General features: G+C 71.4%; 20 protein-coding genes. 7 read left to right on the top strand and 13 right to left on the bottom strand.

Annotation, left to right across the window (positions count from 1 at the left end):
* Nucleotides 1-109: 109 nt before the first annotated feature.
* The 5 genes from ACGFMK_RS19065 to ACGFMK_RS19045 form a co-directional block, all read right to left on the bottom strand.
* A complete protein-coding gene (locus ACGFMK_RS19065; protein ID WP_392764530.1) occupies nucleotides 110-913 on the bottom strand; it encodes a VOC family protein in 804 nt (267 codons plus the stop codon).
* 80 nt (nucleotides 914-993) lie between these two features.
* Complete coding sequence (locus ACGFMK_RS19060; RefSeq protein WP_392764527.1) at nucleotides 994-1,641, bottom strand: class F sortase; 648 nt, start codon at nucleotides 1,639-1,641, stop codon at nucleotides 994-996.
* Nucleotides 1,642-1,763: 122 nt separating this feature from the next.
* On the bottom strand, nucleotides 1,764-2,327 hold the full coding sequence (locus tag ACGFMK_RS19055) for a hypothetical protein (RefSeq protein WP_392764524.1): 564 nt from the start codon (nucleotides 2,325-2,327) through the stop codon (nucleotides 1,764-1,766).
* Nucleotides 2,328-2,546: 219 nt separating this feature from the next.
* A complete protein-coding gene (locus ACGFMK_RS19050) occupies nucleotides 2,547-2,996 on the bottom strand; it encodes a hypothetical protein (protein ID WP_392764521.1) in 450 nt (149 codons plus the stop codon).
* 72 nt (nucleotides 2,997-3,068) lie between these two features.
* Nucleotides 3,069-4,472: an NAD(P)H-quinone dehydrogenase gene (locus tag ACGFMK_RS19045; protein ID WP_328445148.1), complete on the bottom strand. Its 1,404-nt coding sequence runs from the start codon at nucleotides 4,470-4,472 to the stop codon at nucleotides 3,069-3,071.
* A 128-nt stretch (nucleotides 4,473-4,600) separates the two neighbouring features.
* Between ACGFMK_RS19045 and ACGFMK_RS19040 the strand changes: the two genes are divergently transcribed.
* A complete protein-coding gene (locus ACGFMK_RS19040) occupies nucleotides 4,601-5,053 on the top strand; it encodes a gamma-glutamylcyclotransferase (RefSeq protein WP_247060826.1) in 453 nt (150 codons plus the stop codon).
* 114 nt (nucleotides 5,054-5,167) lie between these two features.
* Here the strand turns inward: ACGFMK_RS19040 and ACGFMK_RS19035 are convergent, their stop codons facing one another.
* The 6 genes from ACGFMK_RS19035 to ACGFMK_RS19010 form a co-directional block, all read right to left on the bottom strand.
* On the bottom strand, nucleotides 5,168-6,001 hold the full coding sequence (locus tag ACGFMK_RS19035) for a hypothetical protein (RefSeq protein WP_392764559.1): 834 nt from the start codon (nucleotides 5,999-6,001) through the stop codon (nucleotides 5,168-5,170).
* Nucleotides 6,002-6,221: 220 nt separating this feature from the next.
* Nucleotides 6,222-7,523, bottom strand: a complete 1,302-nt coding sequence (locus tag ACGFMK_RS19030) for an amidohydrolase (protein ID WP_392764517.1) — start codon at nucleotides 7,521-7,523, stop codon at nucleotides 6,222-6,224.
* 226 nt (nucleotides 7,524-7,749) lie between these two features.
* Nucleotides 7,750-8,052 (bottom strand): hypothetical protein, encoded by a 303-nt coding sequence (locus ACGFMK_RS19025; RefSeq protein WP_392764514.1) that lies wholly within the window; start codon nucleotides 8,050-8,052, stop codon nucleotides 7,750-7,752.
* Between the two features lie 59 nt (nucleotides 8,053-8,111).
* Complete coding sequence (meaB, locus tag ACGFMK_RS19020; protein WP_392764512.1) at nucleotides 8,112-9,095, bottom strand: methylmalonyl Co-A mutase-associated GTPase MeaB; 984 nt, start codon at nucleotides 9,093-9,095, stop codon at nucleotides 8,112-8,114.
* Nucleotides 9,096-9,098: 3 nt separating this feature from the next.
* Nucleotides 9,099-11,267: a methylmalonyl-CoA mutase gene (gene scpA, locus ACGFMK_RS19015; RefSeq protein WP_392764511.1), complete on the bottom strand. Its 2,169-nt coding sequence runs from the start codon at nucleotides 11,265-11,267 to the stop codon at nucleotides 9,099-9,101.
* Nucleotides 11,264-13,099 carry a methylmalonyl-CoA mutase family protein gene (locus tag ACGFMK_RS19010; RefSeq protein ID WP_392764508.1) on the bottom strand — a complete coding sequence of 612 codons (1,836 nt, stop codon included), beginning with the start codon at nucleotides 13,097-13,099 and terminating at the stop codon, nucleotides 11,264-11,266. The genes scpA and ACGFMK_RS19010 overlap by 4 nt, the downstream gene beginning before the upstream one ends.
* Nucleotides 13,100-13,196: 97 nt before the next feature.
* Between ACGFMK_RS19010 and ACGFMK_RS19005 the strand changes: the two genes are divergently transcribed.
* Entirely contained in the window at nucleotides 13,197-14,924 is a 1,728-nt protein-coding gene (locus ACGFMK_RS19005) for a serine/threonine-protein kinase (protein WP_392764505.1), read from the top strand.
* A gap of 187 nt (nucleotides 14,925-15,111) precedes the next feature.
* Here ACGFMK_RS19005 and ACGFMK_RS19000 read toward each other — a convergent pair whose 3' ends face one another.
* Complete coding sequence (locus tag ACGFMK_RS19000) at nucleotides 15,112-15,741, bottom strand: MerR family transcriptional regulator (protein WP_392764502.1); 630 nt, start codon at nucleotides 15,739-15,741, stop codon at nucleotides 15,112-15,114.
* A 131-nt stretch (nucleotides 15,742-15,872) separates the two neighbouring features.
* On the opposite strand from ACGFMK_RS19000, the gene ACGFMK_RS18995 reads away from it, so the two are divergent.
* The 3 genes from ACGFMK_RS18995 to ACGFMK_RS18985 are packed head-to-tail and all read left to right on the top strand — an operon-like array spanning nucleotide 15,873 to nucleotide 18,024.
* Nucleotides 15,873-16,829: a hypothetical protein gene (locus ACGFMK_RS18995; RefSeq protein WP_392764499.1), complete on the top strand. Its 957-nt coding sequence runs from the start codon at nucleotides 15,873-15,875 to the stop codon at nucleotides 16,827-16,829.
* On the top strand, nucleotides 16,829-17,248 hold the full coding sequence (locus tag ACGFMK_RS18990; protein WP_392764497.1) for an ABA4-like family protein: 420 nt from the start codon (nucleotides 16,829-16,831) through the stop codon (nucleotides 17,246-17,248). The genes ACGFMK_RS18995 and ACGFMK_RS18990 overlap by 1 nt, the downstream gene beginning before the upstream one ends.
* Nucleotides 17,245-18,024: a purine-nucleoside phosphorylase gene (locus ACGFMK_RS18985; RefSeq protein ID WP_392764494.1), complete on the top strand. Its 780-nt coding sequence runs from the start codon at nucleotides 17,245-17,247 to the stop codon at nucleotides 18,022-18,024. The genes ACGFMK_RS18990 and ACGFMK_RS18985 overlap by 4 nt, the downstream gene beginning before the upstream one ends.
* A 63-nt stretch (nucleotides 18,025-18,087) precedes the next feature.
* On the opposite strand, the gene ACGFMK_RS18980 is transcribed toward ACGFMK_RS18985, so the two are convergent.
* A complete protein-coding gene (locus ACGFMK_RS18980; protein WP_392764491.1) occupies nucleotides 18,088-19,248 on the bottom strand; it encodes a glycosyltransferase in 1,161 nt (386 codons plus the stop codon).
* Nucleotides 19,249-19,278: 30 nt separating this feature from the next.
* On the opposite strand from ACGFMK_RS18980, the gene ACGFMK_RS18975 reads away from it, so the two are divergent.
* Nucleotides 19,279-20,913 (top strand): phospho-sugar mutase, encoded by a 1,635-nt coding sequence (locus ACGFMK_RS18975; protein ID WP_392764488.1) that lies wholly within the window; start codon nucleotides 19,279-19,281, stop codon nucleotides 20,911-20,913.
* Nucleotides 20,913-21,365: a flavodoxin family protein gene (locus ACGFMK_RS18970; RefSeq protein WP_392764486.1), complete on the top strand. Its 453-nt coding sequence runs from the start codon at nucleotides 20,913-20,915 to the stop codon at nucleotides 21,363-21,365. The genes ACGFMK_RS18975 and ACGFMK_RS18970 overlap by 1 nt, the downstream gene beginning before the upstream one ends.
* The last annotated feature ends 245 nt before the right edge of the window (nucleotides 21,366-21,610 follow it).

Raw genomic sequence — 21,610 nt, 5'->3', positions numbered from 1 at the left:
CCACCGGGACACCCCCCCCACACCCCCCCCGGGGGGGGGGTCTAACCGGGGCCCCCCCCGGGGGGCCCGGGCGGGCGCCCCGCCGGGCCCCCCCGCCCCGCCCGCCGGATCAGTCTTCCCAGCCCTCCGGCTTGCCGGACTGCTCGTTGGGCGACACCACCAGGAAGGTCACCCCCTGGTCGTCGGCGATCCGGACCTGCCTGCCGTACGGCGAATCGAACGGCTCGCCCAGTGCCCGGCCGCCCAGCTCGACCGCCCTGGCCGCGCTCGCGTCGGCGTCCGCCACCGAGAAGTACGTGTCCCAGTGCGACGGCACGTCCGACGGCACGGAGTCCGGCAGGGCGCCGACGCCGCCGACCGGGCGGCCGTCGAGCAGCAGCACCGCGTAGGTGAATTCGTCGGTCGACAGGTCCTGGATGCCGTAGCCGAAGACCTGCTCGTAGAACGCCCTCGCCGCCGGGTAGTCCCGGCTCATGCACTCGTTCCAGGCCATCGTGCCCGGGGCCGCCGTCACCTGCGTGCCCGTGTGGTTGCCGGCCTCCCACAGCCCGAACGCCGCGCCGCCGGGGTCGACCGCGACGGCCATCCGGCCTTCCTCCATCACGTCCATCACCGGCATGACGATCTGGCCGCTGGCCTCGGTGATCGCCGTCGCCGATTTGTCCACATCGGACACCGAGAGGTAGGTCGTCCACACCGCGGGCATCTCCTGGCCGGGCGGCGTCTGGCCGATTCCGGCGACCGGACGGCCGGCCACCGTGGCCATGCCGTAGAAACCGGTCTCCTCACCGCCCGCCTGCACGTCCCAGCCGAACAGGCCGCTGTAGAAGGCCACCGCCTTCGCCTGGTCGGGCACCATCAGGTCCACCCAGCTGGGTGTCCCCTCGGGCCACGGATCGTCGCGGAACAACATTTCGGCTCCCTACCCTCGTCGGCGCCGCCTCGGGTGACGGCCGACACAGTGTTGCACCGGGCACCGACAAAAAGTGGAAATCAGCCCTGGACCAGGCGTGCGTAGACGACGATGTTGTCGACGTAGTTGTGTGCGCCGCGGTCGAAGACACCACCGCAGGTGATCAGCCGCAGCTCGGGATCCGCCGTGTCGTCGTAGACACCTTCGGCTTCGAAGTCCTTTTTGGGTACCTGGTGCACTTTCGTCACCTCGAAGAGCGCCGTGGAGCCGTCCTTGCGGGCGACCGAAACCCGGTCACCGGCGGCCAACTCCTTGAGGTGGAAGAAAATCCCCTTCTGGTGGTTGCCGTCGACGTGCCCGAGCACGACGGCCGGGCCGACCTCGCCGGGCGTCGGCGCGTAGGTGTACCAGCCCGCCTGCAGCGGCGTCGTCACCGGCGGCACCTGGACGGTGTTGTCCGGGTTGAGCCCGAGCGGGACCAGCGACGAGTGCGCGCCGATCTTCGGGATGTCGATCGAGACGGGCTCCGACTTGGGCAGCGCCGCGACGGCGTCCTCGGCCGCGCTCGTGGGTGCCGGGCTCACCGCGACCGGCCGGGCCGGCGGCGGCTGCGCGGTGGACGACTCGGGCCCGCCGCCGAGCGTCAGCGCCAGCACCGCCAACGCGGCCAGCAGCGCGACGACGAGCGCGATCAGGTAACCCCGTCTGTTCGTGATCCTCGTGGTCATGGTCTCCCCCGTACCTGGCTCCTGAAGTTCACACGTCCGGGTGGCCCGTTCGGTTGGGTCCCGACGGTACCGCCGCGGAGGGACCACTCCGAAGCCCCCGCTCCGGAGTGGTTCCGCGAAGATCAGCGACGCCGCGCCCGCCGGGCCAGCACGAGGCCGCTGCCCCCGACCGCGAGCACCCCCATGGCGGCCGCGGCCGCCAGCGGTGCGCCGGAACCGTCGACCGGCCCGTCCGTGCCACCGGTCTGCGGGGCACCCGCGGGCACCTTGGCGACCTGCTTCGGCGCCGGGTTCCCGGCCGGGAGCACCTCGAACGACGTCGTCGAGGTCTCGATGCCGCAGTGCAGGGTGACGGAGTACTTGCCGGGCTTGACGTTCGTGACGGTGCCGAACGCGAAGCCGGGCTTGCCGGGGACGATCGCGGCCGAGCGGATGCTCACCGTCTCGTTCGGCCAGGTCGAGCAGCCGAAGTCGAAGCTGACCCGCGCACCCGGCCGGGCCTTGCTCGGCGACACGGTCAGCTGCTTCTCGACGCGGGTCATCGGGCCGTCCGGGTACTCCGGCGCGGTGGTGGCCGTGGCCGGCGCGGACGGTGTGGTGGCCGGCGTCGCCGCCGCGAACGCGGCGGTGGGCGCGAGCACCAGGAATGCCGCGGCGACACCGGCGACGACAGCAGTGTTCTTCATTCTTTTCTCCCCTGTGGATTACGCTCGGAAATGGGAGACGGATACCGTTCGCAGTTCCCCCTGCATCGGTTTCATCCGCTCACCTACGCACCTGAAGACGTCTCTACCTGCGGTTGGTTCCGCCCGAAGGTCACGAAAACGTCGCGAAATCGAAGGGCGGGAACGCAAGAAAAAACCACCCCGGAGCGTGGCTCCGAGGTGGTTTTCCGAGCTGGTGAATCAGCCGGCCATGCTGCCGTCGCCAGCTTTCGCGGCACCGGAAGGCACCTTCGAGACCTGAGCGGCGGGCACCGAGAACTGCGTGCTGTAGGACTTGCCGCCGCAGGTCACGCTCAGCGGGTACGTCCCGGCCGCGGTGCCCGGCTTGAGAGCGGCGTCGGCGCTGATGTTCGCGTCCGCGCCCATGAACGGGCCCGGCGTGTAGTTGGAGAACGTCAGGACCGGCGAGGAGAAGGCCGGCGAGGCGCCGTCGCACTTCGCCAGCGCGACGTTCGGCGCGTCCCGGACGTACTTGTCCACCAGCGACTGGTTGATCGCGGTGTTGACGTTCAGCTGGACACTGCCGGCGCTCGGCGCGGGGGCCGGACCGGTGCTCTGCGCCGTCGCCGGCGCGGCCAGCCCCGTCGCCCCGATCACCGCTGCCGCAACGAAAACCAACGTCTTGCGCACCTTCGCACCCTTCGCGTCCTTCAGCCTCACAACCGACAAGACGCGACGGGCGCGGCTGGGTTGCGTCCTGGATCAGTCGAGATCGTCGTGCCGCATGAGCTGCCGCCCGGCCTCGGTGATCGAGCCCGAGAGCGACGGGTACACCGAAAATGTCAGTGCCAGGTGGTCCACTGTGAGCTGGTTCTGGACGGCGAGCGCGATGGGAAGGATGAGCTCGCTCGCCTGCGGCGCCACGACGACCCCACCGACGACCACGCCGGTGGCGGGGCGGCAGAACAGCTTGACGAAGCCTCGGCGGAGGCCCTCCATCTTCGCGCGCGCGTTGGTGGCCAGGGGCAGCATGATGGTGCGCGCGGGCACCTCGCCGGAGTCGATCGCGTGCTGGCTGATGCCGACGGTCGCGATCTCCGGGTGGGTGAAGACGTTGGCGGCGACCGTCTTGAGCTTGATCGGTGCGACGCCCTCGCCCAGCGCGTGCCACATCGCGATGCGGCCCTGCATGCTCGCCACCGAGGCGAGCATGAGCACGCCGGTGCAGTCGCCGGCGGCGTAGATCCCGGGAACGGAGGTGCGCGAAACGCGGTCGACGGTGATGAACCCGCCGGGGCCGGGCGAGATGCCGACCTTGTCGAGGCCGAGGTCGGCCGTGTTCGGGATCGACCCGACCGTCATCAGCGCGTGGCTGGCCTCGATCACGCGGCCGTCGGCGAGGTGGATCTCGACGCCCTTTTCGGTGCGCTCGACGCGGTCGGCGCGCGCCTGCTTCGCCACGGTGGTGCCACGCTGCGAGAAGACCTCTTCGAGCACGGCGGCGGCGTCGGCGTCCTCGTGCGGCAGCACGCGGTCGCGGCTGGAGACGACGGTGACCTTGACGCCCATCTCGGTGTAGGCGGACGCGAACTCGGCGCCGGTGACGCCGGAGCCGATCACGGCGAGGTGCTCGGGCAGCTCCTGGAGCTCGTAGAGCTGCCGCCAGTCGAGGATGCGCTCGCCGTCGGGCACCGCGCCCGGCAGCACGCGCGGGGTGGCGCCGGTGGCGATCAGGACGACGTCGGCCGGGAGCTTCTCGGTCTCGCCGTCCTGCTTGGTCACGGAGACCTTGTGCGTGGCCAGGCCGGGCTCTTCGTCGCAGAAGCGCGCCTGGCCGATGATCACGCGGACGCCCTCGCGCTGGACGCGCGCGCGGATGTCGGCGGACTGGGCCAGCGCGAGGCCCTTGACGCGGCCGTGGACGGTCGGCAGGTCGATGCTCGTGTCGGCCATGTCGGTGTTGATGCCGAGCTCGCCGAGGTCGTGCATCTTCGCCAGCGCGCCCGAGCTCGCGATGAACGTCTTCGAGGGGACGCAGTCGTAGAGGACACAGGCGCCGCCCAGGCCGTCCCGCTCGACGATCGTGACGTCGGCCCCGTGCTGGGCTGCGACCAGCGCGGCTTCGTAGCCGGCCGGGCCACCGCCCATGATCACGATCCTGGTCACCTGGGTCCTCCTCGAAGTGCGTGATTGCGGTGGTCTCACCGTACGCGGCGAAGGTGACCGGACACTGAAGTGGGCGAACACGCCGAGCGCGTCCACTCGGGTGAGCGGGGGGTCGCTACGCTGTCGGCGTGCCGTTGTATGCCGCTTACGGATCGAACATGGAGCCCGCCCAGATGCTGGAGCGCGCGCCGCACTCTCCGATGGCCGGCTCCGGCTGGCTGGAGGGGTGGCGCCTGACCTTCGGCGGCGAGGACCTCGGCTGGGAAGGTGCCCTGGCCACGATCGTCGAGGACGCGGGCTCCCGGGTCTTCGTCGTCCTCTACGACGTCACGTCCCTGGACGAGACGGGCCTCGACCGCTGGGAAGGCGGCGAGCTGGGGATGCACAGCAAGATCCGGCTCAGAGTCCAGACCATGGACGGCTCGGTGCTGGCGTGGCTCTACGTCCTGGACGCCTACGAAGGCGGCCTACCTTCGGCCCGCTACCTGGGCGTCCTGGCGGACGCCGCGGAAGCAGCAGGTGCCCCCGCCGACTACGTCGACGACCTCAGAACCCGCCCCTGCTCCGGCATCACCGGCTAACCACCGTGTCGTCCACCCAGGTACGCGTGTCGTCCGGCTGAGTACGCGTGTCGTCCGGCTGAGTACGCGTGTCGTCCGTCTGAGTACGCGTGTCGTCCGTCCGGCTACCGCGGGCTAGCCGGACCGGAGGTGGAACGCGTCTTCCAGCTCCTTCAACAACCGACCTGGATCCCGGAGATCCGCCGCCACCGCGCGGATCGTGATCCAACCGCGTGCCGCCATGCGAGCATCCCGGTCCGCGTCACGGTCTCCTCGCTCTTCGTGCGCGGCATAGCCGTCGTACTCCAGCGCGATCCGCCGGGATGGCCAGGCCATGTCGAGCCGGTAGACGACCCTGCCGTCAACGGCCGTGATCTCGTACTGCGGCTCCGGGACCGGGAATCCGGCCTCCACCACGACCAGCCGAAGAACGCTCTCCGGTGGCGATTCGGCCATGCCTGTGGCCAGGTCCAGCAGGGTGGAGGCCCTGTGGATACCTCGTCGGTCCCTGCGGTCCTCGAGCCGCTCGCGAACGTTCTCCCGGAGCTTGCGGACGTGATCCGGTGGCAGTCCTCGCATCGCCTCGTCCAGTGCCGCGAAGGCTGTTCGCCTATCACCGTCGCAGAGGAAATCAGCCAAGGCGAGGTCGATCGGGAAGGTCGCGAGCCCGTCGATCTCGATCACGTCCATCGGCCGGTAATAACCCTGGTGGACGACGAGCCCGGGTTTCGACTTGATTCTTCGCCCGTACGGCACGGTCACATGGATCTTCGTACTCGCAGCAGCAGAAATTCCATGCACAGCAAGGGAAGTCGGACCGGACAGCACAACCGGGTCACCAATGACGAGCAGCGCCGCCTCGGCCATCGTCACCAGTTTGAGGGCATTTTCGGCGCGCATGACGACACCACGCCACGGTTGCGAAAGCAGGCCACTCGCCAGTGCCTCACGTACCGCGCGCTGGCCCATTTCCTCGACGGCGCGGCGTCGCGTGGCCGCACCGTGTCGTCCTCCCAAGTCCGTCATGAGGTCAAGGATCAGGCCCTTCCGATGATCATCGGAAGGGCCTGATCCAACATCTGTGGATAACTACCCGCCTGTGGATAACCTGGGGATAGTCAGCCCGTACTCAGACGGACGACACGCGTACCTAGGCGGACGACACGCGTACCTGGATGGACGACACGGGTTAGGCGAGGGTGGCTAGGGCCGTGTGGACCAGGGTTCGGACTCCGCAGGCCAGGGCTCGCTCGTCCAGGATGAAGGTCGGGCGGTGGATGTCCGACTGGGGTTCGGGGGCGCCTGGCCAGACGCCCAGGCGGGCGAACGCTCCCTGGACGTGTTCCAGGTACCAGCCGAAGTCTTCGCCGCCCGAGGACTGCTCGGTGCCGGCCACCGCGTTCTCGCCCAGGGCCGCCTCGACGCCTGCGCGCATCAGGGCCGTGGAGTCCGGGTCGGAGACCACCGGAGGGACGCCGCGGCGGTAGTCCAGGTGGAAGCCGACGCCCGTGGGGGCCAGCAGGGACTCCACCGACGAGGCGACCAGCGGCTCCAGGGCCGTCCAGACCTCGTGGTCCGCCGTGCGCAGCGTGCCGCGCAGGAGACCGTCCTGCGGGACGGCGTTGGCCGCCTGGCCCGCGTGGACCGCGCCCCAGACGAGGACCGTGCCGGAGCGGGGGTCGACGCGCCGGGACAGCACCGACGGCAGTGACGTGATCACCGTGCCGAGGGCGTGCACCAGGTCGGCGGTCAGGTGCGGCCGGGACGTGTGCCCGCCCGGCGACGTCAGGCGCAGCTCGATCAGGTCCGCGGCCGACGTCAGGGCGCCGACGCGCATGCCGACCTGGCCGACCTCGAGCCGCGGGTCGACGTGCAGGCCGTAGATCCGGTCGACGCCCTCCAGGGCGCCCGCGGCGATCATGTCCAGCGCTCCGCCGGGCATGACCTCCTCGGCGGCCTGGAAGATCAGCCGCACCTTGCCGGGCAGCTCCGGCGCGCCGGCCAGGGCGCGGGCCGCGCCGAGCAGGATCGCCGTGTGGGCGTCGTGGCCGCACATGTGCGCCGCGCCTTCGACGGTCGACGCGTAGGGCAGGCCGGTCGCCTCGGTGAGCGGCAGCGCATCCATGTCCGCGCGCAGCGCCACGCACTTCTCGCCACTGCCGATGTCGCAGACGACGCCGGTGCCGCCGGGCAGCACCCACGGCTTCAGGCCGACGGCGCGCAGCAGCGTGACGACCAGTTCGGTCGTCGCGAACTCGTGCCGCGACAGCTCCGGGTGCGCGTGGATGTGCCTGCGCCAGGCGAGCACGTCCGTCGCGTTGGCCCGGAGCCAGTCGTCGAGCCAGAACGGGCCGCGGCCCGCACCAAGGTCCTCCACGGGAGCCATGGTTACGCCGGCTTCGGAAATGAGCGCCTCCGGCCCCTCGATAGGGGTGATGATGCGCCCGTGGGGGTCGCCTGGAACGTCCGGTCGTGAGTCGAGCACCGTCACGCCGCACCTCCTCCCGCAACACGGGTAACCCGCGCAGCGGCTGGGGTCACGCAACGTGCCGATCGTTCTGTCGTACGCATTTGCAGACGATCGTGCACCATGCAGGCGGCAAGCCGCGCCTCGAAACGAGGCGTCCTAGACGGCCGGTAGCTGATCTGCGTTGAACGGTGTGCAGTAGTTCGGCCAAGGCGAACGCCGACCGCTGCTCGCCCGTCCGGACGCAGGGTTACGACCCTTTGGCCTTCTTCGACCGGATCCGCCGCCCCCAGACCACGATGCCGAGCAGGACGACCGCGACCAGCCCGGCGACCAGCTTGTTCTTGGTCTTCTCGCTGTTGGCCTTGTCGGTCTGGGCCGGGTCGAGCACCGGTCCGGGCGGCTGGGTCTGCGCGAGCGCGGGCGCCATCCCGGCGTGCGCCACGGTCACGGTGACGGCCACCGGCCGCACCGGCTCGGCCTGCGCCGGCGACGCGGTGAACAGCACCGCACCCAGCAGCCCGACCAGGACCAGACCCCGCAACTTCGCCATGTCATCCCTTCGCCACGACCGGCGGTCAACCGGCATTGTGCCCGCGCGGTGCCCCTCGGTCAGCCACCGAACGCGTCGAGGATCCGCTGTGCACCGAGGGTAGCCGTCAGTTCACCGTCGCGCACCGCCCGCTCGACGTCGGGAACGACCGTTCGCACGTCCGGATGCGCCGCCAGCCGACTGAGCAGTTGTTCACGAACCATCGACCACGTCCAGTCGACCTGCTGCTGCCGCCGCCGGGCGGCCAGCTCGCCGGACGCCGTGAGCGTGTCACGGTGCTGCTCGATCGCGCCCCACACCTCGTCGAGCCGCAGGTTGTGCAGTCCGCTGCAGGTCAGCACGGGTGGCGTCCACGACGCGTCGGGGCCGTAAATCATCCGCAGGGCACCCGAAAGCTCCCGCGCCGCCCGCTTGGCGTCGCGCTCGTGGTCGCCGTCGGCCTTGTTGACGGCGATGACGTCGGCCAGCTCCAGCACGCCCTTCTTGATGCCCTGGAGCTGGTCGCCGGTGCGAGCGAGGGTCAGGAACACGAAGCAGTCGACCATGTTCGCCACGGCCACTTCGGACTGTCCTACCCCGACGGTCTCGACCAGCACGATGTCGAAGCCGGCCGCCTCCATCAGCACGATCGTCTCGCGGGTCGCCCGCGCGACGCCGCCGAGTGTCCCGGACGTCGGCGACGGGCGGATGAACGCCCGGTCGTCGACGGCCAGGCGTGCCATCCGGGTCTTGTCGCCGAGGATCGAGCCGCCGGTGCGCGTCGACGACGGGTCGACCGCCAGCACGGCCACCCGGTGCCCGGACGCCGTCAGGTCGGTGCCCAGCTGGTCGATGAATGTCGACTTGCCGACACCGGGGACACCGGTGATGCCGATCCGCCGCGCGCCACCCGACGAAGGCAGCAGCTCGACGAGCAGCTCCTGCGCCTGCGCCCGGTGGTCCTCGCGCTGGGATTCGACCAGCGTGATCGCCTTCGACAGCGTGCCGCGGTCACCCGCCAGGACGCCCTTGGCGTAGGCGGTGACGTCGATCTTGCGCGGCAACGGTCAGGACTCCTGCGCCGAGAGCTGGCCGAGCAGGTCGATGGCCGCGTCCGCGAGCACCGTGCCGGGACCGAAGATCGCCGCCGCCCCGGCCTCGCGCAGCGCCGGGTAGTCCTGCGGCGGGATCACGCCGCCGACCACGACCATGATGTCCTCGCGGCCCAGCTCGGCGAGCTCGTGCCGCAGCGCCGGCACCAGCGAGAGGTGCCCGGCGGCCAACGAGGACACCCCGACGACGTGGACGTCCGCCTCAATCGCCTGGCGGGCGACCTCGGCCGGGGTGGAGAACAGCGGGCCGACGTCGACGTCGAAGCCGATGTCGGCGAAGCCGGTGGCGATCACCTTCTGGCCGCGGTCGTGGCCGTCCTGGCCCATCTTCGCGACGAGGATCCGCGGCCGGCGTCCCTCTTCCGCGGCGAACTCCTCGACCAGTGAGCGGGCCTTTTCGACGTTCTGCGACTTCCCCACCTCTTCGCGGTAGACGCCCGAGATCGTCCGGATCTGGCCGGAGTGGCGGCCCCAGAGCTTCTCCAGCGCGTCGGAGATCTCGCCGACCGTGGCCTTGGCGCGGGCCGCGCCGATGGCCAGCTCCAGGAGGTTGCCGCCGTTCCCGGCGCCCTCGGTGAGCCGCCGCAACGCGTCCTCGGTCGCGTCGGCGTCGCGTTCGGAGCGCAGCCGCCGCAGCTTCTCGAGCTGCTGCGTCCGGACGCCGGCGTTGTCGACCTTCAGGACTTCGATGTCTTCGTCGCTGGTGACCTGGTACTTGTTGACGCCGATCACCGGCTGCCGTCCCGAGTCGATCCGGGCCTGCGTGCGGGCCGCGGCCTCCTCGATGCGCAGCTTCGGGATGCCCGCGTCGATCGCCTTGGCCATGCCGCCGGCCTGCTCGACCTCGCTGATGTGGCCCCACGCCTTGCGCGCGAGGTCGTAGGTCAGCTTCTCGACGAAGGCGCTGCCGCCCCACGGGTCGATCACCCGCGTGGTGCCGGATTCCTGCTGCAGCAGCAGCTGCGTGTTGCGGGCGATCCGCGCGGAGAAGTCGGTGGGCAGCGCGAGCGCCTCGTCGAGGGCGTTGGTGTGCAACGACTGCGTGTGCCCCTGGGTCGCGGCCATCGCCTCGACGCAAGTGCGCACGACGTTGTTGTAGACGTCCTGGGCGGTCAGCGACCAGCCCGACGTCTGGGAGTGCGTCCGCAGCGAGAGCGACTTCTGCGACTTAGGGTCGAAGCCCTTCACGAGCTTCGCCCAGATCAGCCGGGCCGCGCGCAGTTTCGCGACCTCCATGAAGAAGTTCATGCCGATCGCCCAGAAGAACGACAGCCGCGGCGCGAACTTGTCGACGTCCAGCCCGGCCTCGGTGCCCGCGCGGATGTACTCGACGCCGTCGGCGAGGGTGTAGGCCAGCTCGAGGTCGGCGGTCGCCCCGGCTTCCTGCATGTGGTAGCCGGAGATGGAGATCGAGTTGTACTTCGGCATGTGCTGCGAGGTGTAGGAGAAGATGTCGGAGATGATCCGCATCGACGGCTGCGGCGGGTAGATGTAGGTGTTGCGGACCATGAACTCCTTGAGGATGTCGTTCTGGATGGTCCCCGCGAGCTGCTCCGGCTTCACCCCCTGCTCCTCGGCCGCGACGACGTAGAGCGCGAGCACCGGCAGCACCGCGCCGTTCATCGTCATCGACACGGACATCTTGTCCAGCGGGATGCCGTCGAAGAGCTGTCGCATGTCGTAGATGGAGTCGATGGCGACGCCCGCCATGCCGACGTCGCCGGAGACGCGCGGGTGGTCGGAGTCGTAGCCGCGGTGGGTGGCCAGGTCGAAGGCGACCGACAGGCCCTTCTGCCCGGCCGCGAGGTTGCGGCGGTAGAAGGCGTTGGACTCCTCGGCGGTGGAGAACCCGGCGTACTGGCGGATGGTCCAGGGCTGGTTGACGTACATCGTCGGGTACGGCCCGCGCAGGTAGGGCGCGATGCCGGGGTAGGTGTCGAGGAAGTCCACATCGGACAGGTCCGCGGCGGTGTAGACGGGCTTGACGCCGATGCCCTCGGGGGTCTCCCAGGCCAGCGCGTCCGGGCCCTTGCCGGTGGCTTCCTGCACCGCACGCGCCCAGGCCTCACGGTCGGCGGGCGGCGGGGTGCCGAGGTCGATGCCGGCGAAGTTGGGGATGGTCATCGCGAGACTCCCAGCTCGGTGTGCAGACCGGTGAGGACTTCCAGGGCGTCGCAGCCGGCGAAGACGTTGCCGTCGACGCCGTCGTAGGACCCCTTGCCCGCCAGTAGTACGTGGTCGGCGCCCAACGACGCCGCGACTTCGGCGGCCTGCGCCGCGTAGGCGTCGTCGGTGCCGCACAGGCAGGCGACCTTGGCGCCGGACGCCCGGAACGCGCCGGGCAGGTCGTCGGTCGCGCCCGGGTTGACCGCCTCGATCCCGCCCGCCTGGAACAGGTTGGCGGCGAACCCGGCCCGCGCGGTGTGCGCGGCGACCGGGCCGAGGGTGGCGAGGAAGACCTTCGGCCGCTCGCCGTTCGCGGCCAGGTACGCGTCGGACGCGTCGCGCAGGACCTCGAAGCCCTCGGCGTAGCGGTGCCGCGGCAGGCCACCGTCCACAGGGGACTCCAGTGGTTCCCGCTTCACCGGCTTCTCGTTCAGGTTCGGGAACTCGCTGACGCCGGTGAGCGGGTCGCGCCGGGTGGCGAGCCGCTTCGCGCGCTTCTCCCACGTCGCGGCCAGCCGCTCGGCCAGCGCGCCGGAGGCGAGCTCGGCGACCAGGCCGCCCGCGCCCTCGATCGTGGTGAACTCGTCCCACGCGACGCGGGCGAGGTCTTCGGTGAGCTTCTCGACGTACCAGGAGCCGCCCGCCGGGTCGACCACCCCGGCCAGCTTGGACTCCTCCAGCAGCACGGCGTGGGTGTTGCGGGCGATCCGCGCGGAGAACGCGTCGGCCCGGCCGATGGCGGCGTCGAACGGCAGCACCGTGACGGCGTCCGCGCCGCCGACGCCCGCGCCGAAGCAGGCGACGGTCGTGCGCAGCATGTTCACCCACGGGTCGCGCCGGCTCAGCATCGCCGGCGACGTCACGGCGTGCTGGCGCATCGGCGAGGAGAAGCCGCACACTTCGGCGACGCGCGCCCAGAGGCGGCGGCCCGCGCGCAGCTTGGCGATGGTCGAGAACTGGTCGGCGGTCGCGGCGATCCGGAACTCCAGCTGCCCGGCCGCGGTCTCGGCGTCCAGGCCGGCGTCCGTCAGGGCCCGCAGGTAGGTGACGCCGGCGGCGACCAGCGCACCCAGCTCCTGCGCGTCCGAGCCGCCCGCTTCGTGGAACGGAAGGCCGTCGGCGACGATCGTGCGCACCTTCGGGTACTTCGCGGCGACACGCACGGCCAGCGCGGCGGCCGGTTCCAGCACGACCTCGGCACCGGTCCGGGCCGCGAGGCCGATCGGGTCGGCGCCGAGCACGGCGGTGGCTTCGCTCGCCGGGATCTCCCGCTCGGCGAACAGTTCGAACAGCGCGTCCGCCGCCGCTTCGTACGAAGACCCGGCGTCCAGGACGACCGGCGCCAGGTCGAGGTAGACCTCGTTCAGCGCGTCGGCCAGGTCCGCGGGCGCCACGGTCAGCCAGATGGACGTGACGCCGCCTTCGAGGTCGGCGAGGATGGCCTGGTTGACGGCGCGAGCGTCGGTGCCGGTGAAGCGGGCCCGCACGTCCCAGCCCGTGGTCACCTGCCCCTGCGGCCGCGCGCCGCGCACGAACGGCGGCAGCCCGGGGAAGCCGCTTTCCGCGGGTACGTCGTCCGCCGTGTACAACGGCTGGATCTCGATCCCGTCGTAGGTCCGCGTGACGAGCTTGCTCTCCGGGGCGCCCGTGAAGTCCTCCGGCAGCCTGCCGCTCTTGCGCAGGACGCCGGCGACGAGCTCCTGCCACTGCACCCGTGTCGCCTGGGGAAACTCGGCCGCCAGGTCGAGTTCGGAGATCGGCGCTGACTCCGGACCGGCCAGTTCAGTCATACCCAGTGATGGTAGAGGCACTCGACACGGAGATCCTGTGAGTCTGGTCGCCCCTGGGGGTGGTAGGGGTCGGATCCGGGTACGACACAATTGGCGGGTGCCCCCCTCCAGCGAAGAGACACGACTGGTCGCCGGTCGCTACCGGCTGCGCTCGGTGCTGGGTTCCGGGTCGATGGGCACCGTCTGGTCGGCGTACGACGAGTTCCTGCACCGCCAGGTGGCCGTCAAGGAGATGAAGGTGCCGCCGGGCATCCCCTCTTCGCAGGCCGACGAACTGCGGGAACGCACTCTGCGCGAGGCCCGCGCGATCGCCGTGCTGTCGCACCCGAACGTGATCATCCTGCACGACGTCGCCCGCGAGAACGACCAGCCGTTCGTGGTGATGGAGCTGCTGCCCTCGCGCAGCCTGGCGCACATCCTGCGCGACCACGGGCCGCTGACCGTCGAGCAGGCCGCCGCGATGGGCATCGCCGTCGCCTCCGCGCTGGAGGCCGCGCACGCCGCCGGCATCACCCACCGCGACGTCAAGCCGGGCAACGTCCTCGTGGCCAGCGACGGCCGGATCAAGCTGACCGACTTCGGCATCGCCCGCAACGTCTCCGAAGCGACCATGACCCGCACCGGGATCATGCTCGGCTCCCCCGCCTACATCGCGCCGGAGGTCGCCTCGGGCGGTCCCGTCACACCCGCCGCGGACCTGTGGGGCCTGGGCGCGACGCTGTTCGCCGCGGTCGAGGGCGCACCGCCGTACGACGCCGACGGCGACCCGCTGGAGACCGTCGGCAAGGTCGTCAACGGGAAGGTGCCCAAGCCGAAGGCCGGTCCGCTCGCCGACGTCATCTCGGCGCTGATGCGGAAGGAGCCGGACAAGCGGATCACCCTGCGCGACGTCCGGCACCGGCTGTACCCGCTGCAGACGAAGACCGCGCTCGACCTGTTCGGGCCCGAGCTGTTCCGCACGCCGGACGGCAAGAAGACCTCCGCGCAGCCGGACGCCACCGACACGCAGGTGATCAAGACCGTCCTGCCGGAGAAGGTCGAGAAGAAGGCCGAGAAGAGCGCCGAGCTCGCGACCGACCCGGGCCCGCTGCCGTTCCTGAAGCCGCCGTCGCAGGCGGCCACCGTCTACGTCCCGCCGCCACCACCTCCACCACCCGCGCCGCGGCCGGGCCGGCGCAGCGCCGCGGCCACCGCCGCGCTCGTCGCCGTCGCGGTCCTGCTCTTCCTCGTCGCCGCGGGCGGCGGGTTCGCGCTGGCCAGGACGGTCGGCGGCGAGCCGCTGCTGCCACCGGCCGCCGCGCCGCGGGAGACGTCGAACGGGACCACCGAGCTGCCGCCGCCCGAGCTGGTGCGCCAGACCGGCGATGCGAGCATCGCGACCGGCGCCAAGGGCGGCCAGTTCGGCCTCGACGTGCCGAAGGGCTGGCAGAAGTTCGTCGCCCCGCACGACGCGCGGTTCGGAGCGAGCACGGTCGTCCAGTACGTCTCGGAGGACGGCCGCCGCGCGATCCGGCTGGAACGGCTGGCGAACTACTTCGACGACTACCCCAGTGACCAGGCGTACATCGACCAGCTGAAGCTGCTCTACCCGTCCGACGGGTTCTTCCTCTTCCCGCCGGAACCCGTGCCGAACGGGACCACGCTGACCTTCCGCACGACCGACAAGGGCACCGAGACCAGCGTCACCCGCGTGACGTTCATGAACCTGATCAAGGCGGGCACGAGCCTGTGGGTCTTCTCGGTCACCGCCCCGACCGAGCAGGAGGACGCCACCCGTAAGGACGTCTTCGAGCCCGTCGCCCGGTCGCTGACCATCGACGGCTGATGACCAGGTACGTCTTCGTCGGGGCGATGGCGGCCGGCGCGCTGACGTAGTGGTGCCCGGACGGCACGTCGACGATCCGCGTGCCGGTGTGACCGGGCCCGAGGACGGCGCCGCTTCGAGCGCGTTTTCGGGTGTGCGTGTGGTTCCCGACCGTGCTGGCCGAACCCGGCGAGGTCCTGGGCCTCGGTTAGTCGGGAACGTCGCCGAGCACCTCGCGGGACAGCAGCTCCTGGCCGAGGTGACGCAGGCCGGCGAAGATGCGGTCGCCCAGTACCGTCACGACCAGCCCGGCCTCGATGATCTTGTCGAACGACGTCAGGCCCGTCACTGTGTCGACGTCCAGCTCCGCGACGCGCAACGCCAGGTGCGCGTACTCCTCGAGGTGCTCCGCCAGCTTCTCGTGGCCCAGCTCCTTGGCCGTGGCCAGCGCCGCGACGAGGTTCACGACCCCGGCGTGCTTGCGCTTCAGCTCGCCCCAGCCGTTGCGGCGGACGATCCCGTCGAGCAGCTCCCACGCCCACTCGGCGGCCTCGTCGGACACCTGGGGCGGAGTGCCGGCCAGCTCCTCCTGGACGACGCCCATCGTGCGGTGCGGGGTCTTGTCGCCGTCGATCGCTTCGAGCACCGCGCCGACCGAGGCCAGCGACATCCCACCCACCTCGGTGAGGGCCTTGATCAGCCGCAGCCGCTGGACGTGCGTCGCCGAGTACCGGGCCTGGTTCGGGCTGGTGCGCTCGCCCGGCGGCAGCAGGCCCTCGCGCAGGTAGTACTTGACGGTCGCGACCGGCACCCCCGACTCGGCGCTCAGTTCGGCCATCCGCATGGGTTTCCGCTCCGATTCTGCTTGCGATTCCGGGGTCGGCCTCAGGGGCAACCCTGAAGACTTCTCAGCATGGATAGCTTAACTTCCCATAACGGAGAGCTTGACTATCCATTCTGGGAGGAACCATGACCATCCTTGCCGATCTCCGGACGAGAACCCGCGGGTGGCACCCACCGTCGCGGTACACCGGCTTCGCCTACGGCGTGGTGGCCGTGCTCTGCGTCGCCGCGCTGCTGGTCGACCACCGGACCCTCGAAGGCGCGCCGATCTGGGCCAAGCCGCTCAAGTTCGCGATCTCCGGCAGCCTCTACTTCCTCACGTGGAGCTGGCTGGTCTCGCTGCTGCCGCGGTTCCGCCGCACCGCGGGCCGGCTGACGAACGCGCTCGTGGTGATCTTCACCGGCGAGTACGTCCTGCTGGTGGTCCAGGCCGCCCGCGGCCGGGCGAGCCACTTCAACAACGCGACCCCGCTGGACGCCACGATCTACAGCGTCATGGGCAAGATGATCATCGGCCTCTGGCTGGCGACGTTCGCGCTGACCGTCCTGGTCATGGTCACGAAGGTCGCCGACCGCGCGAGCTTCTGGGCCGTGCGCGCCGGCGCCGTCCTGTCGCTCGTCGGGATCTCGCTCGGCATGCTGATGACGAGCCCGACCGCGCAGCAGCTGGCGCGGTGGAAGTCCGGTGGCACGCCGGACATGGTCGGCGCGCACACGGTCGGCCTGGCCGACGGCGGCCCCGGTCTCCCGATCCTCGGCTGGACCACGGTCGGCGGCGACCTGCGGATCCCGCACTTCGTCGGAATGCACGCCCTGCAGGCGCTGCCGCTGCTGGCCATCGCACTGCTCGCGCTGACCTCACGGTTCCCGCGGCTGCGCGACGACGTCGTCCGCGCACGGCTCGTCCTGATCGGTGCCGCCGGGTACGCGGGCCTGATCGCGCTGGTCACCTGGCAGGCGCTGCGGGCGCAGTCGATCGTGCACCCGGACGGCGTGACGCTGAGCGCGGCCGCGGCGCTCGTGGCCGCCGTCGGGCTGAGCGCGTGGGCCGTCGTGCGGGCCCCGGCCCGGGTGGCGGCGTGATGGCCCTGTTCACCTGGGCGTTCCCGCTGGCGACACCGTTCTGGGCGCTCATGATCCTGCTGCCGAAATGGGGCCGGACGGCCCGGATCATGCGGTCGCCGTGGGTGCCACTGCTGCCGCTGATCTGCTACTTCGGGCTCGTCCTGCCGCACTTCGCGGAGTGGGGGCGGGCGATGCTCCGGCCCGACCTCGGCGTGCTGCAGACGCTGCTGGCCACCCCGTGGGGCGCCGGGCTCGTCTGGGCGCACCTCATCGCGTTCGACCTGTTCATCGCGCGGTGGATGTACTTCGAGGCCCGCTCGCTGGCGATCTCGCCGTGGATCGTCAGCCCGATCCTGCTGCTGACGATCTTTCTTTCGCCGTTCGGGCTGGTGGTGTTCCTGGTCGTCCGGAGCGTCCGGATACGCTCGCGGGCATGAGCGCACAGGAAGCCGCGGCCGTCATCGCCGACCGCACTGGGGTGGACAAGCACGACATCGCCGTCGTGCTCGGTTCGGGCTGGCGCCCGGCCGCGGACGTCATCGGGGAGCCCGAAGCGGAGATCCCGCTGGGCGACCTGCCCGGGTTCGAAGCGCCGAGCGCGGTCGGCCACGGCGGGACGGTGCGCTCGGTGCGCGTCGGCGACCGCCGGGCGCTGATCCTGCTCGGCCGCACGCACTTCTACGAGGGCAAGGGCATCGACCCGGTGGTGCACAACGTGCGCACCGCCGCGGCCGCCGGCGCCCGCACGGTGCTGCTGACCAACGCGGCCGGCGGGCTGCGCCAGGGCTTCCAGGTCGGGCAGCCGGTGCTGATCTCCGACCACCTCAACCTGACCGCGCGCTCCCCGATCGTCGGTGCGAACTTCGTCGACCTGACGGACCTCTACTCGGCGCGGCTGCGGACGATCGCCCGCGAAATCGACCCGTCGCTCGAGGAAGGCGTCTACGCCGGCCTGACCGGGCCGCACTTCGAGACGCCCGCCGAGATCCACATGCTGCGCACCCTGGGCGCGGACCTCGTCGGCATGTCGACGGTCCTGGAGGCCATCGCGGCCCGCGCCGCCGGCGTCGAGGTCTTCGGCCTCTCGCTGGTGACGAACCTGGCCGCGGGCATGACGGGCGAGCCGCTCAACCACGAAGAGGTGCTGGAAGCCGGCCGCGCGGCGGCAACCCGCATGGGCTCACTGCTGCGCGACCTCGTCGCCCGCGCCTGACCACAAGAGCCGTGAAGGCCTCCTTACCGGCGCTTATGGCCGGGAAGGAGGCCTTCACGGCTTTCAGGCGAACGACGGGAGCTGGGCGGCGACTTCGGCCGGGGACGGCATGGCCGCGACCTCCGCGGCCAGGGTGGTAGCCGAGGAGCGGACCGACGGGTCCGTCAGAAGCCGGCGGGCCTTTTCCGCGACGGCGTCCGCGGTGACGTCCTCGCCGAGCAGGCGGTCGCCGACGCCCGCCGCGAGCACCGCGTCGGCGTTGGCGAACTGGTCGGCGCCCTGCGGGAGCAGCAGCTGGCCGACGCCCGCGCCGAACGCGCCCAGCGTCGTGCCGCTGCCGCCGTGGTGCACCACCAGGTCGACGTGCGGCAGCAGCGCCGACTGCGGCACCCACGCCTCGAGCCGTACGTTCGCCGGGACCTCGCCCAGCGCGGCCGGGTCGACGGTCGGGCCGGTGGCGACCAGCACGTCGACGTCCAAACCGGACAGTCCGGCGATCGCCGCGCCCAGCACGCCGGCGTGGCCCATCGCCGTGCCGAGCGTCAGGTAGACGAGCGGGCGCCGCTTGTCCAGCACACCCGCGGGCAGCTCGCCGGGCTCACTCCAGCCGACCGGCCGCAGCGGCACGCGCTGCGCCCGCGCCAGGAAACCGGGCTCCTGCACCGATTCCGGGCAGATGTCGATGACCCGGCCACTGGACGTCAGGTCCTCGTCGAGGGTGATGCCCAGGTCCGCGGCGTTCGCTCGGATCGCGCCGCGGATCTGCGTGACCATCGGGTCGTCGCCGGAGACCCGGCCGAAACCGTGCGTCACCACGGGGATCCCGGCCTTCATCGCCGCGAACACGCCGCCGGAGTTGCCGATCTCGCTCACGACCAGGTCCGGGCGGGCGTGGCCGAACACCGCCAGCAGGTCGGCGACGAACCGCTTCGGCATGAGGTCGCCGAACACCTTCGCGACGATCGGGCCGAGGACCTCCGGCGGGATCTCACCCGGCGGGCGCCGCGGCCCGGCCGGGCCGGCTCCGGCGAACGCCCGGCCGAAGGCGTCCTTGATGGCGAGCCCGGCGGCGGCCGTCTCGAGCCCGGCTTTCCGCAGCTGTGGCAGGAAGTCTTCCGAGGTGGCGAAGACGACGTCGTGGCCCGCGTCGCGCGCGGCGAGCGCCAGCGGGAGGAGCGGGAACGTGTGACCGAAGGACCCCAGAGAGGTGAAGAGCAAGCGCACCCGCCCGACCCTAGCCCGTAGGCTGGCGCGGTGACCTTGACCTCCACGCTGCGGGACGCCGCGTTCCGCTGGATCGCCGACGACCCGGACCCCGCCTCCCGCGACGAGCTGCAGGGGGTCGTCGCCCGCGCGCTGGGCGGCGAACCGGGGGCCGCCGACGAGCTGGCCGACCGGATGGCCGGGCCGCTGGAGTTCGGCACGGCCGGGCTGCGCGGGCCGGTGCGCGCCGGGCCGAACGGGATGAACGTCGCCGTCGTCACCCGCACGACGGCCGGGGTCGCGACCTGGCTGACCGCGCACGGGCACACGGGCGCGCTGGTCGTCGTCGGCCGTGACGCGCGCCACGGCTCGGCGGAGTTCGCCGCGGCCGCCGCCGAGGTGCTGACCGCCGCCGGGTTCACCGTCCAGGTCATGCCCGGCCCGCTGCCGACGCCGCTGCTCGCCTACGCCGTCAAGCACCTCGGCGGGGTGGCCGGGATCCAGATCACGGCGTCGCACAACCCCCCGGCGGACAACGGGTACAAGCTCTACGACGCGACCGGCGGGCAGATCGTGCCGCCGTCCGACGGCGAGATCGAGCGGGCCATCCAGGCCGCGCCGGCCGCGGTGAGCGTGCCGCGCGAACCCGGGGCGACGGTCGCCGACCTGCGTGACGCCTACCTGACCGAGGTCGCGGCGCTGCCCCGCGGGCCGGAGCGGGTGGTGCGTGTGGCCGCGACGGCGCTGCACGGCGTCGGCGCCGACACCCTGCGCGCGGCCTTCGAGCGGGCCGGGTTCACCGACCTGCACCTGGTCGACGCCCAGGCGACGCCGGACCCGGACTTCCCGACCGTGTCGTTCCCCAACCCGGAAGAGCCGGGCGCCACGGACCTCCTGCTGGCGCTGGCGTCCGCAGTGGACGCCGACCTGGCGGTGGCGCTGGACCCGGACGCCGACCGCTGCGCCCTCGGCGTCCGCGAGCGCGACGGCTCCTGGCGAATGCTGCGCGGCGACGAGACGGGTGCGCTGCTCGGCTCGCACATCCTGGCCACGCTGTCCACTGTGGACCAGCCGGACCCGCTGGTGGCGACGACGATCGTGTCGTCCTCGCTGCTGGGCGAGATCGCGAAGGCGGCGGGCGCGCGCTACGCCGAGACGTTGACGGGCTTCAAATGGCTGGTCCGCGCGGGCGACGGCCTGGTGTTCGCCTACGAGGAGGCGCTCGGCCTGTGCGTCAACCCGGGGTTCGTCCGCGACAAGGACGGGATCGCGGCGGCGGTGCTCGCGGCGAGCCTGGCCGCGACGCTGAAGGCCGCGGGCCGGACCCCGCTGGACGTCCTGGACGAGCTGGCCGAGCGGCACGGCGTGCACGTCACGGACCAGGTTTCGCTGCGGGTGACGGACCTTTCGGTGCGCGGCCGCCTGATGGGCAAGCTGCGTGAGGCCCCGCCGGCCGAGGTCGGCGGCGTCGCGGTGACGCTCGAGGACCTACTCCCCGACGCCGACGTCCTGCGCCTGACCGGCGAGGGCGTCCGGATCGTGGTGCGCCCGTCGGGCACCGAACCGAAGCTGAAGGCCTACCTGCAGGTCGTCGAGCCGGTCGCGGGTTCGCTGCCGGAGTCGCGCGCGGCGGCGGGTAAGCGGCTGACGTCGTTGCGGACCGACGTGGAGGCGTTGCTGTCCTGATGCCGAAGCTGCTGATCGTGCACCACACGCCGTCGCCGTCGACGCAGGCGATGTTCGAGGCGGTGCTGGCGGGCGCGGCCCACCCGGACATCGAAGGCGTCGAAGTGGTCCGCCGCGCGGCCCTGGCGGCCACCGTTCCGGACGTCCTGGCGGCCGACGGCTACCTGCTGGGGACGCCGGCGAACCTGGGCAGCATGAGCGGCGCGCTGAAGCACTTCTTCGACACGGTCTACTACCCGTGCCTCGACGAGACGCGCGGCCGTCCGTTCGGGTATTGGATCCACGGCAACAGCGACACGTCGGGGACCGAGCGGCAGCTGCTGTCCATCACCACGGGCCTGGCGTGGGCGAAGGCGGCGGAACCGGTGATCGCGACGGGCGAGCCGGACCGGAAGGTGCTGGAAGCGTGCACCGAACTGGGCGGCACGCTGGCCGCGACGCTGATGTCCTGAGCCCGGAGAAAGTAAGAGGCCTGTCACCGGAAGCCCTGGGGGTCGACCTCCGGCAACAGGCCGTAGCCAAGGGTTCGCCGCGAGGCGATCGACCTTGGTGCCATGAAGCGTACTACAGACGGCCGATCATGACGAGTCGGAGGCAGGTTCGCCTCTCGCCTTGTGGTTCTGTACACCCCCAGGGTACGGACGGCAAGGCGAGAGGCGAGGCCAACTGTAAACCACTGCATACGATAGCTGTCAAC

It is taken from the genome of Amycolatopsis sp. NPDC049252 (genome assembly GCF_043197175.1).
In the GTDB taxonomy this organism is placed as follows: Bacteria; Actinomycetota; Actinomycetes; order Mycobacteriales; family Pseudonocardiaceae; genus Amycolatopsis.
Note: the sequence above shows the minus strand (reverse complement) of the source record. Positions and strands in the feature narration are given on the sequence as shown.

What these genes read in the sequence shown, in the direction of transcription:
- ACGFMK_RS19065 (WP_392764530.1), bottom strand. Translation starts at nt 913, where the DNA reads ATGTTGTTCCGCGACGATCCGTGGCCCGAGGGGACACCCAGCTGGGTG.
- ACGFMK_RS19060 (WP_392764527.1), bottom strand. Translation starts at nt 1,641, where the DNA reads ATGACCACGAGGATCACGAACAGACGGGGTTACCTGATCGCGCTCGTC.
- ACGFMK_RS19055 (WP_392764524.1), bottom strand. Translation starts at nt 2,327, where the DNA reads ATGAAGAACACTGCTGTCGTCGCCGGTGTCGCCGCGGCATTCCTGGTG.
- ACGFMK_RS19035 (WP_392764559.1), bottom strand. Translation starts at nt 6,001, where the DNA reads ATGGGCCAGCGCGCGGTACGTGAGGCACTGGCGAGTGGCCTGCTTTCG.
- ACGFMK_RS19025 (WP_392764514.1), bottom strand. Translation starts at nt 8,052, where the DNA reads ATGGCGAAGTTGCGGGGTCTGGTCCTGGTCGGGCTGCTGGGTGCGGTG.
- scpA (WP_392764511.1), bottom strand. Translation starts at nt 11,267, where the DNA reads ATGACCATCCCCAACTTCGCCGGCATCGACCTCGGCACCCCGCCGCCC.
- ACGFMK_RS19010 (WP_392764508.1), bottom strand. Translation starts at nt 13,099, where the DNA reads ATGACTGAACTGGCCGGTCCGGAGTCAGCGCCGATCTCCGAACTCGAC.
- ACGFMK_RS19000 (WP_392764502.1), bottom strand. Translation starts at nt 15,741, where the DNA reads ATGGCCGAACTGAGCGCCGAGTCGGGGGTGCCGGTCGCGACCGTCAAG.
- ACGFMK_RS18995 (WP_392764499.1), top strand. Translation starts at nt 15,873, where the DNA reads ATGACCATCCTTGCCGATCTCCGGACGAGAACCCGCGGGTGGCACCCA.
- ACGFMK_RS18990 (WP_392764497.1), top strand. Translation starts at nt 16,829, where the DNA reads ATGGCCCTGTTCACCTGGGCGTTCCCGCTGGCGACACCGTTCTGGGCG.
- ACGFMK_RS18985 (WP_392764494.1), top strand. Translation starts at nt 17,245, where the DNA reads ATGAGCGCACAGGAAGCCGCGGCCGTCATCGCCGACCGCACTGGGGTG.
- ACGFMK_RS18970 (WP_392764486.1), top strand. Translation starts at nt 20,913, where the DNA reads ATGCCGAAGCTGCTGATCGTGCACCACACGCCGTCGCCGTCGACGCAG.